General features: G+C 36.7%; 12 protein-coding genes and 1 pseudogene. 1 reads left to right on the forward strand and 12 read right to left on the reverse strand.

Annotation, left to right across the window (positions count from 1 at the left end; translation table 11 throughout):
* Positions 1 to 16: 16 nt before the first annotated feature.
* The 7 genes from OR571_RS14770 to hutU form a co-directional block, all read right to left on the reverse strand.
* Positions 17 to 1,186: a M20/M25/M40 family metallo-hydrolase gene (locus tag OR571_RS14770; protein WP_282243833.1), complete on the reverse strand. Its 1,170-nt coding sequence runs from the start codon at positions 1,184 to 1,186 to the stop codon at positions 17 to 19.
* A 27-nt stretch (positions 1,187 to 1,213) separates the two neighbouring features.
* Positions 1,214 to 2,467, reverse strand: coding sequence for an imidazolonepropionase (gene hutI / locus OR571_RS14775; protein WP_282243834.1), 1,254 nt, complete (start codon positions 2,465 to 2,467; stop codon positions 1,214 to 1,216).
* A 59-nt stretch (positions 2,468 to 2,526) separates the two neighbouring features.
* Complete coding sequence (locus tag OR571_RS14780) at positions 2,527 to 3,876, reverse strand: YjiH family protein (RefSeq protein WP_282243835.1); 1,350 nt, start codon at positions 3,874 to 3,876, stop codon at positions 2,527 to 2,529.
* Positions 3,877 to 3,958: 82 nt separating this feature from the next.
* Positions 3,959 to 4,681 carry an amino acid ABC transporter ATP-binding protein gene (locus OR571_RS14785; RefSeq protein ID WP_142606624.1) on the reverse strand — a complete coding sequence of 241 codons (723 nt, stop codon included), beginning with the start codon at positions 4,679 to 4,681 and terminating at the stop codon, positions 3,959 to 3,961.
* Positions 4,678 to 5,334: an amino acid ABC transporter permease gene (locus tag OR571_RS14790; RefSeq protein WP_282243836.1), complete on the reverse strand. Its 657-nt coding sequence runs from the start codon at positions 5,332 to 5,334 to the stop codon at positions 4,678 to 4,680. Before OR571_RS14790 ends, OR571_RS14785 begins: the two co-directional genes overlap by 4 nt.
* Positions 5,335 to 5,405: 71 nt before the next feature.
* Complete coding sequence (locus OR571_RS14795; protein ID WP_282243837.1) at positions 5,406 to 6,221, reverse strand: basic amino acid ABC transporter substrate-binding protein; 816 nt, start codon at positions 6,219 to 6,221, stop codon at positions 5,406 to 5,408.
* Between the two features lie 107 nt (positions 6,222 to 6,328).
* Positions 6,329 to 8,047 (reverse strand): urocanate hydratase, encoded by a 1,719-nt coding sequence (hutU, locus tag OR571_RS14800; RefSeq protein WP_282243838.1) that lies wholly within the window; start codon positions 8,045 to 8,047, stop codon positions 6,329 to 6,331.
* A gap of 353 nt (positions 8,048 to 8,400) precedes the next feature.
* Between hutU and OR571_RS14805 the strand changes: the two genes are divergently transcribed.
* On the forward strand, positions 8,401 to 10,122 hold the full coding sequence (locus OR571_RS14805) for a sigma-54 interaction domain-containing protein (protein ID WP_282243839.1): 1,722 nt from the start codon (positions 8,401 to 8,403) through the stop codon (positions 10,120 to 10,122).
* Between the two features lie 47 nt (positions 10,123 to 10,169).
* On the opposite strand, the gene OR571_RS14810 is transcribed toward OR571_RS14805, so the two are convergent.
* From OR571_RS14810 to OR571_RS14830, 5 genes and pseudogenes are all read right to left on the reverse strand, one after another.
* Positions 10,170 to 10,472 (reverse strand): AtuA-related protein, encoded by a 303-nt coding sequence (locus OR571_RS14810; protein ID WP_282243840.1) that lies wholly within the window; start codon positions 10,470 to 10,472, stop codon positions 10,170 to 10,172.
* The gene (locus OR571_RS14815; protein WP_282243841.1) at positions 10,459 to 11,787 is read right to left on the reverse strand and encodes an acyclic terpene utilization AtuA family protein; all 1,329 of its coding nucleotides are present in this window, start codon (positions 11,785 to 11,787) and stop codon (positions 10,459 to 10,461) included. Before OR571_RS14815 ends, OR571_RS14810 begins: the two co-directional genes overlap by 14 nt.
* A 10-nt stretch (positions 11,788 to 11,797) precedes the next feature.
* Positions 11,798 to 13,092: pseudogene (locus OR571_RS14820) on the reverse strand (CitMHS family transporter).
* Between the two features lie 261 nt (positions 13,093 to 13,353).
* A complete protein-coding gene (locus tag OR571_RS14825) occupies positions 13,354 to 14,217 on the reverse strand; it encodes a sigma-54 interaction domain-containing protein (RefSeq protein ID WP_348775053.1) in 864 nt (287 codons plus the stop codon).
* The gene (locus tag OR571_RS14830; protein WP_282243842.1) at positions 14,214 to 14,690 is read right to left on the reverse strand and encodes a PAS domain-containing protein; all 477 of its coding nucleotides are present in this window, start codon (positions 14,688 to 14,690) and stop codon (positions 14,214 to 14,216) included. Before OR571_RS14830 ends, OR571_RS14825 begins: the two co-directional genes overlap by 4 nt.
* Positions 14,691 to 14,852: the final 162 nt, after the last annotated feature.

Raw genomic sequence — 14,852 nt, forward strand, 5'->3', positions numbered from 1 at the left:
CCACTCCCTCTAATCGTTAAGCTTGTTTATGAGTTTCATACCATTGTTCTATTAGTGCTGCAGTAAGTCTGCCAGTGTTTATTAAATTTTCTATACTAATACATTCTCTAAATGAATGGATATTTTGAAATCCATTTCCTAACGTTAAACATGTCAAACCATTTTCGTTCAATACATTCGTATCAGCTCCACCAAGTGTTTCTGTCAGGTACGGTTTTACGTTTATATTATGAGAAGCCGATTCAACTGTTTTTGTTAGTACATGATCTTTCGGAATATCAAATCCACTATATTTCTTTTCAATTCTAATATTGACGTTACCGCCATTTTTCTCTGCTGCTTTTTGCATTGCTTCTTCCATTTGTTTTAGCTGTAGCTCCAATTTTTCTTTTGAAAAACTGCGAACCTCACCTGCTACTGTCACTGAACCAGGTATAATCGATGTTAACTCGCCACCTTCCATAATTCCTATATTCGCAAGTGTCTCTTCATCAATCGTACCAAGTTTCATGTTTAACAATCCTTCTGCAGCGATGAGAAATGCGCTGTTTCCTTCTTCCGCGTTTAGAGCAATATGTGCGGCATTCCCTTTCACTTCCATCCAAATTCGACTACTATATGGTCCTTTTAAAATGATTTGACCTACATCCCCACTACTATCAAAAATATAGCCAACTTTACTTCTTGCCTTACTATAATCCAGATGCGTAGCTCCGACAAGACCACGTTGCTCATTTACTGTTAATATTAGCTCAATCGGACCATGTGGAACACCACTTTCAATAATTGCACGAACGCCTTCTAAATAGGCTGCCAAAGCTGACCGGTCATCAGCCCCTAATATTGTCGTGCCATCTGAATAAATAACACCATCTTTAATAACCGGCTGTAGTTTTTCAGTAGGTAATACCGTGTCCATATGAGTAGAGAAAAATAATGGTGGAATCGATGAATCGGTCCCTTCTTTCCAAGCGATTAGATTACCGACTTCTCCATTATAATTATGGTGCGCATTATCAAACTCAAGTGTAAATCCTAGTTCGGTTAGAGCCTTCACTAAAAAATCCGCTACTGGTTGTTCCTTCATACTCGGACCATTTATTTTCGCAAGTTCCAGAAATAGAGTTAGTAATCGTTCCTCATTTACCTGTTCTGCAGCAGTAGTGGATAATTGATTTTTTGTCATTGTAATTCCTCCAATTTTTTGATAAATTTACCTTCTAACTACGACTTTGCCATCTTTAATAACTGTTTCCACAATATTTGTCCCAAGTTCATATGCAACATGCTTATAAGTTGGAATATCCCAAATTTGCAAGTCTGCTAATTTACCAACTTGAATCACTCCACGATCGTCTAAATTAAGGGCAAGCGCTCCACCATAAGTTGCGGCTTTTATCGCCTCTTCTACTGTGAACTTATATAATCGACAAGCAAGATTAATAACAAACTGCATAGATTCTGTATAACATGCCGGACAAAGATCTGTTGCGAGTGCTATATTCATACCTAAGTCGAGCATTTTCCTTGCTTCAAAGGGTTGCTTATGTCCAACTGCAAAATCAAGTGCCGGCATTAATACACCAGTTACTTCCGACTTTGCTAGCTTCTCCATCACATCGACAGGTGTGAAATTCAGATGATCTACAGAAACCATGTTCATCTCCACAGCTAGATCAGAACCACCAATATATGAATATGCATCAGCATGTAATTTCGGTTTCATCCCATGTTGTAATCCTGCTTGTAAGATTTTCTTAGACTCTTCTGCTGTAAAATATCCCTCATCACACCAAGCATCACAAAATTCAGCAAGTTTTAACTCTCCAACTTTTGGGATCATTTCATTGATAATGATTTCGAGATAATCACTTTTTGTCATACCTTCCGGGATACCATGGGCCCCCAAAAATGTATTTAATACGTCCACTGGTGTTTCCCTATTAAGCCTTCTTCCTACTTCAAGTATTTTAATTTCACTTTCCGTCGTCAAACCATATCCACTTTTACTTTCGATTGTCGTAATGCCATAATCTAACATTGATAACATTCTTTTTTTCGCTTGTTGAAATAATTCCTCTTCCGCTGCATGACGTGTTAATTCGATCGTTCTGTTCGGTCCAGTTGTAATTCCAAGTTCCTTCAAGTTCTCAGCAACATTGCCAGCTAGTTTTGCCGCATATTCTTCTACTCGCGAACCATTAAAAACAAGATGTGTATGACAATCAACAAACCCCGGTGCAACAACTTTTCCAGAAGCATTAATATTAGCTGAATTGTCTATGTCAAATTGGTTGTTTATCTCTTCTTCAGATCCAACCCCAACAATTTTGTCGTTTTTAATAGCTATCCATGCATTTTGAATAACTCCAATTTCTTGCATACCGTTTCCAGTGCAGGTAATTACTTCAGTTGCGTTACAAATGACTAAATCTACTTTTGTTTTAACTTTGGTTTCTGTATTCATTCAAATACCTCCATAAAAAATATTCAGAGACTTATTTAATCAACAGTGCGTATTAACTCTCAAAGGAACAAAAATGCAAGTGGTGTAACGATGATAAGTGTTAACACTGTTCTTAAAAACCAAATTGCCAGTATATGACTCATCTTGATCGGTATTTCCGTAGAAAGTATGCAAGGTATCAACGCTGAAAAGAAGAGTATGGTTGAAATAGATAGAGAGCCAATAATGAATTTAGTTTCTAAACTTGCTTGCAACACTACTAGCGACGGTAAGAACATGTCTATCAAGTTAATAGCCGCAGCTTTTGCAGCGAGAAATGGTTCCGGAATTTGAAGAACCCATGTTAATGGATAAAAAATATAACCAAGATAATCAAATACTGGTGTCTGATTGGCCAAGATTAAACCTAATAACCCAATGGACATAATGGATGGTAAAATACCCATCGCCATCACTAATCCATCTTTAACGTTTACATATATATTTTCTTTCAACTTTGGTGCATTATGAGCCGTAGTCATGGCTTGCTCCCACGCGTGCCTTATACGATTTTCCTTAATAATTTCTTCCGGAAATCCTTCTTCAGTATAATAATCATCACTTAGTTTATTAATCGGCCAGATCCTCACAGTAATAGCTGTCACTACAAAGGTAACTAAAAAAGTAAGCCAAAAATACAAATTCCAAATATGCATTATATCCAGAGTCTTAGCCACAACAATCATAAATGTCGCTGACACAGTAGAAAATCCGGTTGCAATGATGATTGCTTCTCTCTTCGTATACTTTCCTTCTTTATAAATCCGGTTCGTTATTAATAAACCTATCGAATAACTACCTACAAAAGAGGCTACTGCATCAATAGCTGATCTTCCTGGAGTTCGCCAAACTGGCCGCATAATCGGTTGCATGAAAATACCGATAAATTCCAGTAACCCATATCCGACAAGCATTGCTAGAAAAATCGCTCCAATTGGAACTAGAACCCCAATAGGAATAAGCAAACTATAGTACCAATAAGGTCCCATATCCTCGGCCATTAACCATGCTGGACCGATTTCAAACAGTACTAAAAATGCTGCAATGGCACCTAATACTTTAAAACCAGATAGCACCATCTCAACTTTACTTTTTCGCCAAGTTTTTTTGTAAAATGGGTAAACCGCTCCTAATAAGACAAGAATCATCGCATAGTATGCACTCGCAGTACTCGACAATGATCGAAGCCATGTAACTAGATGATCTAATGGAATAGAGCTTTTGTCGTTTAATTCAATAGGAATAAAAAACATAAAGATACCAATTGCACTGAAAAAGAAAAATCTGAAAATATTTCGAAACTGGTAAACACTTCTATCTTCTCTAGTGGCTATTGGAGAATTATCAATAGTTTCTTGAAGATTATTCATATTTTCACCCCATAGATTGTATTAGCTAATTTAGAAAGAGAGTACACATTTTCTTGTTTTTTCGAATAGTCAAACTTATAATTTATAAAACCTTACTTAAAAAAGATTTTGTTCGATCATGTTGCGGGTTTTCAAAAAGTTGTTTCGGTTCATTTTCTTCCACAATGTAACCGCCATCCATAAACAAAACACGATCACCGACTTCTCGTGCAAAACCCATCTCATGAGTCACAACCACCATCGTCATTCCTTCAAGTGCTAGTTGTTTCATAACTTCTAGTACTTCACCAACCATCTCAGGGTCAAGTGCTGAGGTTGGTTCATCAAAAAGCATAATTTTCGGCTCCATTGCAAGAGCTCTAGCAATTGCAACTCGCTGTTTTTGTCCTCCAGATAAGGAATCTGGGTAAGCATCTGCCTTCTCTTTCAATCCCACTTTTCGAAGAAGCTCTAAACCTTTTTCTCTAGCTTCTTCCGCAGATAACTTTCTTACTCTCATTGGGGCAAGCATAATATTATCAATCACGGTTTTATGTGGAAATAAATTAAATTGCTGAAAAACCATGCCTACCTCGGTTCTTACTTTATTAATATCTGTTTTCTTATCTGTAATATCAACACCTTCAATCGTAACGTGACCCGCTGTAATGGATTCAAGTAAATTAAGACATCTTAAGAAAGTAGACTTTCCTGATCCGGAAGGGCCAATAACTACCACTACTTCCTTTGGATTTATGAATGCGTTAATGTCCTTTAATACTTCGTTACTCCCAAATGATTTTTTCAAATTTTTTACTTCTATCATTCTGTCGCTAACCTTCTTTCAAGACGATTTAATAAGTAGCTTAAAGAGGTAGTTAACACTAGATATATAAGTGCAGCCGTGAGATATGGTTCCCATACTCGGAAATACTGGCTTCCTAACGCCCTCCCATAATACATAAGCTCAGGAGCCGCCACGAGAGATGCCAGTGAAGATTCTTTTATAAGAACGATGAATTCGTTCCCAAGGGGAGGAATCATTCTTTTAAAGGCCTGAGGCAAAATAACATCTTTCATAGACTGAACATGATTCATACCTAAAGAACGGGCTGCTTCCATTTGCCCCTTATCAATTGACTGTATGCCAGCCCTAAAAATTTCTGATATATATGCGCCAGCAATCAAGGAAAGTGCAATAATGCTTGCAAGTATCCCATTTGTATTTCCAGTTAACAAGGGCACTACACCAAAATGAATTAATAGTAATTGCACGTATAGTGGGGTTCCACGAAAAAAAGTAATATAACAACTACAAAGAAACGCAATCGGTTTATTTCGCATCATTTTCCCTAAACCGATTAATAATCCTAGTACTGTTCCAATCAAAATCCCAACCAATGATAACCCGATTGTCAGTAATGTCCCCTTCACAAAGAAAGGAATATATTCTACTAAGATGTCAAATCTAAAATCCATTGATTTCCCCCCTTATGTAAACCAAAATTGCGTAACTACTTATTAAGAGTTACGCAATTAGATTTATCCATTTACTCCTGTTCTGCTAATATCGTTTCTACATCAGGTTCAGCACCAAACCACTCTTCATAAATTTTTGCATAAGTTCCATTTTTGAGTACTTCAGTAACAGCTACATCAAAATCTGATTTAAGGTCACTACCTTTTGGAAACATAAGCCCATAAAATTCTTTTTCAAAACCTTCCTCATCTTTAATTATGGATAATTTTTTATCGGGATTGTTTTTTGCATATTCTTGAACTACTGCATTGTCAGCTACAACAGCATCTGCTCCGCCACTTAATAACTCCAAAATAGCTAGATTATTATTATCGAATTTCTTAATATCCTTATGGTTTTTGCCAAGAATGCCTTCAACCGCTTCCTGACCTGTAGTACCCCCTAGAACAGCTACAACTTTGCCCTTTAAATCAGCAGCACTTTTTATATCACTACCTTCGGGTACCAAAATTTCATTTGTTGATAAATAGTATGGAACAGAAAAATCATAGGTTTGTTCACGTTCGTCATTTATCGTAATTGCACATATACCTAAATCGGAAAGCTTATCTTTAACTTCGACAAATAATGGATCCCATCCAACATTTACAAGTTCAATTTCGTAGCCCGCTTCTACTGCAACAGCATTCATAAAATCCACGTCAAAACCTGTTATCTCCCCTTTATCTAAAAAAACAAATGGCGCATAGTTTGCTTCAGTCGCGATTTTAAGTTTTTTCTTTTCACCGCTTGTTCCATCGGCTTCAGCATTTGTCCCACTTGAACCACAGGCTGCAAGAATTAAAGAGATGATCATGACAATGATTAGAATAGAAAACTTTTTCATTCAATTGTCCCCTTATATTTAATAGTTTTCGATTACTGTTTGTGAGCCATTAAAAAAAGGTAGAGAAAATAATATTTACTTGTTCTCTACCTTTCCATTTTTCCTACTTACGCATTTACTTCTTTCTTCACATCTTTTGGTCCAAATGTTGCTTCTCGTTTCCACCACAATGGAATTTTGATACTTTCATTCGTTAGTTTTCCTTTACCGTTCGCAACATCCTGCGCAGTTTCATAGCCGGCTTGTGCATGTCGTACAACGCCAATCCCAGAGTCTACCGTCATTGCAACTTCCAGTCTCATATCAGATTCTGCCGTTCCATCTGCCACCATTGTTACACCTGTATGAACAGCTTCTCCCATTGAATAGTTTGCTTGAATTGCGATTAAATCACACATACCAACTGCGTTTAAAAGACCATTTAACATTGGCCAGTCAGAGATTAAATCACTGCCATCTTTCATATTTTCAGATTCAAAAGTTGGATTTACAATAGAACCAGAGTCTAAGTTGTCACGAGAGAATGCGACCGGACCAGACAATTCACCACGTCTAATCATGTCATTTACTTCAAGCGCAAATGCTTTACGTTGTCCGAATCCCATATAACAAATACGTGCAGGTAAAGCTTCAATTGGAATATGCTTTTTCGCTAATTTAATCCAACGTGTAACGAGCTTATCATCGCTAAATTTTTCTAAAATCATATCGTCAATTTTACGTAAATCTTCCGCCTCTCCAGATAAGCAAACCCAACGGAATGGTCCGCGCCCTTCGCAGAAAAGTGGTCGGATATATTCTGCTACGAAACCAGGAAGACGCTTTGCTTCTTTTTCATCCATACCAGCATCAATACATTCTTTGCGGTGACTTGTGCCGTATTCAAATGAATGAACACCTAAATCCATGAATTTAATAAGTGCTTTCAATTCACGAACCATCGTTTCACGTGCTTTTGCCAAGTACAATTCACGGTTCGTATCACGGAGCTCTTCTGCTTCTTGCACTGTGTATCCGGCTGGCAAATATGAAATTGGATCATGTCCAGGCGTCATCGATGTGGAAATATCCGGTAGCCATCCCTTCTCCAGGACTTCTTCATAAATGTCCGCTGCATTACCTACAACAGCAATACCAAGTGGTTTTCCAGCTGCTGCATATTCTTTTGCTTTTGTAATTGCTTCCTCTAGCGACCCAGCTAGCTCATCGATGAACCCCTTGTCTATACGACGTTGGATGATTTCCACATTCGAATCACAAAGAATAGCTACTCCACCGTGCATTGTCATTGCACGTGTCTGATTTCCTCCCATTCCCCCTGCACCTGCTGTTAAAAGAATTTTCCCAACAAGCGAATCATCATAATGTAAGCGTGCTATTGCAGAAAGTGTTTCAAAAGTACCTTGAATAACACCTTGCGTTCCGATGTATTCCCATGGAGCAGCTGTATAATTCGCGTAAATTGTTAAGTTTTTATCTTGTAGATCATAGAACGTCGGCCAATCAGCTTTCATAATATTCGTTGTAGCCATCACAACTGTTGGCGCATATTTGTGGGTTTTAAAAATTGCAACTGGCATTCCAGATTGCACTACAAGTGTCTCATCGTCTTCTAATTCTTTTAATGATTTCACAATTGCATGGTAAGATTCCCAGTTACGGGCAGCTTTTCCGATACCACCGTAGATTACAAGCTCTTCTGGTTTCTCGGCATTTTCCATATTATTTTCGAGCATTCGTAAAATCGATTCTTGTCTCCAACCTTTACAACGTAACTCCGGTCCCCTTTGTGCTTTTACGGAATATAAAATTTCTGGTGTTGTCATTAATAATTCCCCCTAAACTAATTTAATTGGTTTCACACTTTTATATAATGCAAGTCTCGTGCCAACTTTTAATTGAAAGGTGTAAAATTTAGTTTCATTGTAGGAATTCATAGTACTAACAACAATTCTGTGAAAGAAATATTTTTGAATTACTAATTTCGACTTCAACTATTACGATACAAAACAAAATTAATAGCAGATATTTTTTCAATCAGCAAATTAATTTGCAAATAAATAGTGCAAAATCCTTGAGTTTATTGGTTGTCCTATATGCAGATATATTTTGCATGCAGACTCTTCTAAATTATCAAAATCGTGATACAATAATCATAGTTTTATTTAGTGAAAGGAGTATGAGTAATTTGTCTGTCTCTTTAATCGGTTCATTCATAAGAAGTTTTGTAAATGGAATTATTGTATTAGATGAACAACACAAAATCCTTTGGCATGATATTGAAGGAGAAATGCCTTTTGAAGTCTCAGTAGGTACTTCGATTTCTAGTTATTTTAGCTTGGATAATATTAGCTTTAGTAATAACGAAACTTTTCCACTTTCGCTAAACGGAAAGCGTTTTTCAGTTGAAGTAAAACTCTTTTCATTGGAAACCACCTATATTTTTTTATGCTTCAAAGAATGGAAGACAAATTTAGTAGATTTAGAAGAACGATTATATTGTTTGGAAAGAATTATTGACTCACTTGATGAAGGGGTTATGATGAGTAACTCTGAAGGCGAGATTATTCTCTATAATGAAGCGCAGGAAAAAATGGAAGGATTAAATAGTCAGGATATTATAGGAAAACATTTGTGGTCTGTTTACAATTACAATCCACAATATTCTGAGCATAGGCACACATTTAAAACAGGTAAACCAATATACTCTAGATATCGGGCACACTCTACAATAAACGGAGTTCCGAAGTATGTTAATTATAGTACTTTTCCAATTCAAAAAGACGGGCATATCATTTCTGTTTTTTCATTAAGTACAAATGAATCAAAACTTAAAGATCGACTACACCAAACAATTGAGTCAAAAAGACAAGCAAATGTTACTGCACAAGAGAAAGTTTATGCAAAGAATGGCACGATATATACATTCAAAGATATTAAAGGGAAAAGTCACGCATTATTAAACCTTATGAGGGAAGCACAAAACATAGCCATACACAATACTGATACCTTAATAGTTGGCGAAACAGGTACAGGGAAAGAGCTGTTCGCACAAAGCATGCATAACCATAGTAAACGAGCAGATAAACCATTCGTTGCTATAAATTGCGCCGCAATTCCTGAAAACTTATTGGAAAGTACTTTGTTTGGTACTGTTAAGGGCGCATATACAGGCGCAACAGATCAGATTGGGCTATTCGAATATGCGCAAGATGGCACTTTATTCTTAGACGAAATTAACTCTATGCCTATGACGTTACAATCCAAGTTAATGCGAGTATTACAGGAACGTTTTGTACGAAGGGTAGGCTCTAATGAAATGACTTCTGTAAAGTGTACAGTCATTAGTGCATGCAATGAAGATCCCGAGCTACTAATTATTGAAAATAAAATGCGCCTTGACTTGTTTTATAGAATTGCCCATACAAGTCTTTACATCCCACCACTTAGAGAACGTACAGAAGATGTTCATTTTTTTATAAATTACTTTCTCACATATTATCAAACAAAGTTATCTAAGAAGGTTCCAGAGTTATCGGATATACTGCAGAAAAGTTTGCTACAGTATCCTTGGCCAGGTAATATTCGTGAACTGGAACATTTAATAGAAAACCTAATAATTCGTGTACCTGAAAATGCTGAGGAAATTGATGTAGATCATCTGCCTTCCTATATGCGCACAAAATTAATCCCATTGTATGCAATTGAATCATCACAACAATCTGAAGCAATTCAAAGACCACTAAAGAAAATTTTCAATAATACTGAAAAGCAGTTAATCGAATCGACTTTGAAACTAGTAAACTGGAATGTTTCCCAAGCCGCTAAAAAATTGGGAATCACCAGACAAAGCTTGCAATACCATATAAAAAAACATGAGCTTGAAAAACCAACTATTTAAAAAACCTCAACCCGAGAGTTTATAGTACAAACTTTCGGGTTGTGTGTTCAACCTATTTCTAACTCCAACAAAGCAAAGCTTAACGACTTCCCGTGTGTATCTAGTGTCAAAGAAGTAGTGACCCCTGTTACCAGAGCTTCGGAACAGACGAACTGGAGCGCCTGAATGTTCTTAACGTCGTATCTTTTTACTTCCCCTTCTACAATTCCTTTTAAATGCTGCTTTACAACATCTGCAGTCAATCTCTCTTTTAAGAATTCATAATTAGACTCTTCATAAGGGATGACAGATAACGTAATAGAGTTCCCTTTATCCCCTGTTCGACAATGTGCAATATCATAAAGTTTCATTTGCTACATACTCCTTCAACTGGGTTTGGAAGCGGACTTGTTCTCGATCTATAAAAGTAGAAACTACACCAATCACTTCATTTACCACTTTCCTCGCACCGCCACCACCTGCTGGGCCATTCGTATAAAGTGCTTCTACTTCTTCTCCTATTATTGCAGCTTCTGCCGTCGATTTTGCTTTTCCAACAACTCTTAAACGCACTTCATAAGGATCTGTCTCTCGAAAGCTCTTCCGGTGACAAGCATTCACTCCAATTAGATCAACTCTAAATTCCCCGAGTAAGTGTCCAATTCTTTCTTCAATAATATCTCCTGCAAGTCTCGCCCTTGCCGTTGCATTGGGACCTGCATAAGAGATTTCCCCTTCTCCAATATAACCAGCTTCATAGCCGATACTTACTTTTAGCTTTTGCGGCTTAGAAAGTCCTACTGCCCCATCTACTTTTATCCGCCCTTCGGATAATTCCTCTAGCTTAACCGAAGTAAAATCTGCGATAACATCAGGGGTAATATAGGCATTTGGATCAATCACTTCATATAGTAATTGCTCTTTTGCTGTACGAAGCGTGATTTGTCCCCCTGTATTCTCTACTTTACTGAATGTCGCCGAGCCGTCCGCTAATATATCCGCAAAGGGAAATCCTAAATTCGCCATATCCTTTATATCTTTTTTTCCAGGGTCTGCAAAATATCCACCTGTTAGTTGGCCAGCACATTCCAATAAATGTCCGATTACCGTTCCTTTAGCTAGTATGTCATAATCATCTAATGACCAGTTAAATTCATGAATCATGGGTGCCAAAAATAAGGACGGATCTGCAATTCGACCTGCAATAATAATTTGTGCATCTGACTTTAGGGCATCTAACAGGGCATCTACACCTATGTATGCATTAGCCGATACTATTGATCCGTGTTCTTTTAGAGGTTCTCCTGTTTCCCAAGCTAGATCATCCGGAGAAATTTTAGTCAGTACATCGTCTCCTGTTACAGCGGCAACTTTTACGGTTATATTCAACTCTTTCGCAATTTCTATTATTTTATTTGCTCCGGCTATCGGATTTGCAGCACCCATATTTGTAATAATCCTTACTTTTTTCCCCGAAATCTTTGGTATCAAAGATCTCATGCGTTTTTCTAACAGTACGTCATATCCAGAATGTGCATCTTGTTTTTTTCTTTTTTGTGCTAAAGCAATTGTTCTTTCTGCCAAACATTCTAATACTAAATAGTCTAAATTTGCATGCTCCACTAATATTTCTGCTGGTTCAATACGGTCCCCCGCAAAACCAGCACCTGATCCAATTCGTATCATTTCATTCACCTCAAATTGATATTGCGCCTGTAAGTAGTGCAACAATTGTCATGACAATCGTTGTACCAAACGCCCATTTAAATATAAATTTCTGATGTTCAAACAAGTCAACCTTCGTTAAACCAATTAATATAAATGTCGCTGCTGTTAAAGGACTTAATGGAAAACCAACAGTCATTTGACCAAGAATTGCTGCACGGCCAATCTCATGTGGATTAATCCCTAAATTTGAAGCAGTTTCACTAATGATTGGCAATACGCCAAAATAGTACGCATCCGGTGTGAAAACTAAACTTAAAGGCATACTCGTAATAGCTACAATAGTAGGTAAATAATTACCTAATGATTCTGGTATTAAACGAACAAGTGCGGAAGCCATCTCACCAATCATGCCAGTTCCATTTAATATTCCTGTGAAAATACCTGCTGCAAAAATCATTGATGCAACTAATAAAACATTACCTGCATGACTTAAAATACGTGCTTGCTGATCCGCATTTTTTGGATAATTCACCATTAACGCGACAATAAACCCTACGATAAATACAACAGGCATTGGAAGCCAAACTAGTAACAAAGCACAAAGCATTAGTAATGTAAGTAATAGATTAAAGTAAAATAGTTTAGGACGACGAATCCTTTTCGTTTCTTCATCTAGCTCCAAATTAAAATCTATTTTCTCTATATCAATAATGCCTAAACGTTTCCTCTCTTTCCGTCCGATTAAGTAACTCGCAACCAACACCCAAGCAATCCCTGCAACCATCGCTGGTATAACAGGATTAAAAATATCTACTGCTTCTGCATTTAATGTGGTCATCGCACGTGCAGTTGGCCCACCCCACGGAATTATATTCATAACTCCTGCTCCAAGCGCAACAACTCCTGCCAAAATAAGTCGATTCATTCCCAACTTTTCATATATAGGCAGCATAGCTGTAACAGTAATCATAAATGTGGCAGATCATTACCGTCCATGTGAACAATCATTGCTAAAAAAACCGTACCCATTACTACTTTTAGCGGATCTCCTTTTACGATTTGAATAATCTTTTTAATCATTGGATCAAATAAACCGACATCCATCATTAAACCAAAATACATAATTGCAAAAACTAACATAATTCCCGTTGGAGCTACTTGTATCAATCCATCAAGCATTAACCCTCCAATTTCTGCTCCAAATCCACCTATAAGTCCGAAAATGATTGGGATAATAACTAACGAAACGATGACAGATAGTTTTTTTGTAAAAATAGCTAATAAAAATACACCAATCGTCAAAAATCCTAATAAAGCTAACATCTAATTTCTCACTCCCTTATGTAATACACCCCTTCGTGCAATTTAGTGATATGCAAGTTCTGTGCCAACTCAGAAAACCTTTCGTCTTTGCTATTTTTCAATTTTTCGTCGTCTCGATATTCTAGTTTTTTAGAATGAAAGAATCACTTTATTGTCTCATCATAATAAAAGCGCAATTTCACTATGGAAATTACGCTTTTAAAACATCATTCTAAAATAATAGAATGATTACTATTTATTCTATTATTTTAGAATGAACTTTTAATCAAGTTCATATTTACGTATTTTATTATATAAACTCGCTAAAGAAATGCCTAAATTATTTGCCACTAATTTTCTACCTTCAATATTCTTTTCATATCGCTTAAGCATTTGCTTTATGTACCTAGCTTCTGCTGATGCAACTACTGATTTTAACGTCCCATCAGTTTGAATGTTATCTTCTATTATTTGATTTTTCATAACTTCAGGCAAATGATCCATTTCTATTATTCCATTATCCGCTAAGCAGGAAGCATAACTTAACATATTTTTTAATTCACGTACATTCCCCGGCCAACTATAGGACTGTAAAAACTGCATAACATCCTTACTTAAACGATAGTTGGGCGGTAAAAAGCGTTCTACTAGAAATGGGATATCTTCTCTTCGGTTACGTAAAGGAGGTATCGTTAAATGAGCAACATTTAATCTAAAATATAAATCTTGTCTAAATTTATTTTTCTGTGCCATTTGATTTAAGTCTTGATGTGTTGCGGCGATAATTCGAACATCTACATCTATCTCCGTTGAACCCCCTATTCTTCGTACGGTTCCTTCCTGTAATACGCGAAGTAAATTTGCTTGTACATTATAGGATAAGTCACCAATCTCATCTAAAAACAGTGTGCCTTTATTAGCCATTTCAAATAATCCCACTTTACCGCCTTTTTTCGCACCCGTAAAAGCCCCGTCTACATATCCAAACAATTCACTTTCAATAAGTGTGTCTGGAATTGTAGCACAGTTTACAGCAATGAAGGGATGATTTCTTCTATCACTGGCTTCATGAATAGATTGTGAAAACAGCTCTTTTCCTGTACCACTTTCTCCAATTAGTAATACTGGTAAATTGGAATTCGCTATTTTTTGGCAATATTTTTATTGTCGATCATCTCATCACTTTGCGTAATAATTTGGTCGAATGTATATTTTACACTAGATAGCGTTGAAATCTTTTCTTGTAATTCGATCACTTGCTTTACCTTCTGATTTAGTTCCTTAGATAGATCCTTTACTTCATTAATGCTTTTACAAACAGACACTGCTCCAATAATTTTACCGTTTTCTTCAATAGGAGCCATGTCCACTACGTATGCACGACCATTGATCTCACGATAAACACCAACTCTCGTTTTCCCGTCCTTCAGTGTTTCCGGTAATTGAGCGCCTTGTCTATATGCAGAAAGTAGCTTTCCTATTATTTCTTTCCCGACCCCTGTAATTCGGGAATATTCCGGGTTAATAAATAGAACTTTTTCAAACTCATCGATGACTAAAATTCCATCATTTATCGATGTAATTACTTGTTCCCACCATTTGTTTGAATAAATTCTCATGATTCCCCTCCTTACTGCAGTTAGATACTAGATAACTATAATATAGCATCTTTTTAGTATACCCGTTATTGCTTAGCCCCAGTTATTCGGGTAAAAAAACAGTACCAGTTTCTAACACACCTCCGATTTGTGTTAGAAACTGGTACCTAAAATTATTGCCTT

The sequence above is a fragment of the Psychrobacillus sp. NEAU-3TGS genome, from assembly GCF_029955155.1.
Lineage (GTDB): Bacteria > Bacillota > Bacilli > Bacillales_A > Planococcaceae > Psychrobacillus.

Excerpts from the sequence above, each read along its gene's own strand:
- OR571_RS14770 (WP_282243833.1), bottom strand. The coding sequence starts at position 1,186 with ATGACAAAAAATCAATTATCCACTACTGCTGCAGAACAGGTAAATGAG.
- hutI (WP_282243834.1), bottom strand. The coding sequence starts at position 2,467 with ATGAATACAGAAACCAAAGTTAAAACAAAAGTAGATTTAGTCATTTGT.
- OR571_RS14780 (WP_282243835.1), bottom strand. The coding sequence starts at position 3,876 with ATGAATAATCTTCAAGAAACTATTGATAATTCTCCAATAGCCACTAGA.
- OR571_RS14785 (WP_142606624.1), bottom strand. The coding sequence starts at position 4,681 with ATGATAGAAGTAAAAAATTTGAAAAAATCATTTGGGAGTAACGAAGTA.
- OR571_RS14790 (WP_282243836.1), bottom strand. The coding sequence starts at position 5,334 with ATGGATTTTAGATTTGACATCTTAGTAGAATATATTCCTTTCTTTGTG.
- OR571_RS14795 (WP_282243837.1), bottom strand. The coding sequence starts at position 6,221 with ATGAAAAAGTTTTCTATTCTAATCATTGTCATGATCATCTCTTTAATT.
- hutU (WP_282243838.1), bottom strand. The coding sequence starts at position 8,047 with ATGACAACACCAGAAATTTTATATTCCGTAAAAGCACAAAGGGGACCG.
- OR571_RS14805 (WP_282243839.1), top strand. The coding sequence starts at position 8,401 with ATGAGTAATTTGTCTGTCTCTTTAATCGGTTCATTCATAAGAAGTTTT.
- OR571_RS14810 (WP_282243840.1), bottom strand. The coding sequence starts at position 10,472 with ATGAAACTTTATGATATTGCACATTGTCGAACAGGGGATAAAGGGAAC.
- OR571_RS14815 (WP_282243841.1), bottom strand. The coding sequence starts at position 11,787 with ATGATACGAATTGGATCAGGTGCTGGTTTTGCGGGGGACCGTATTGAA.
- OR571_RS14830 (WP_282243842.1), bottom strand. The coding sequence starts at position 14,690 with ATGAGAATTTATTCAAACAAATGGTGGGAACAAGTAATTACATCGATA.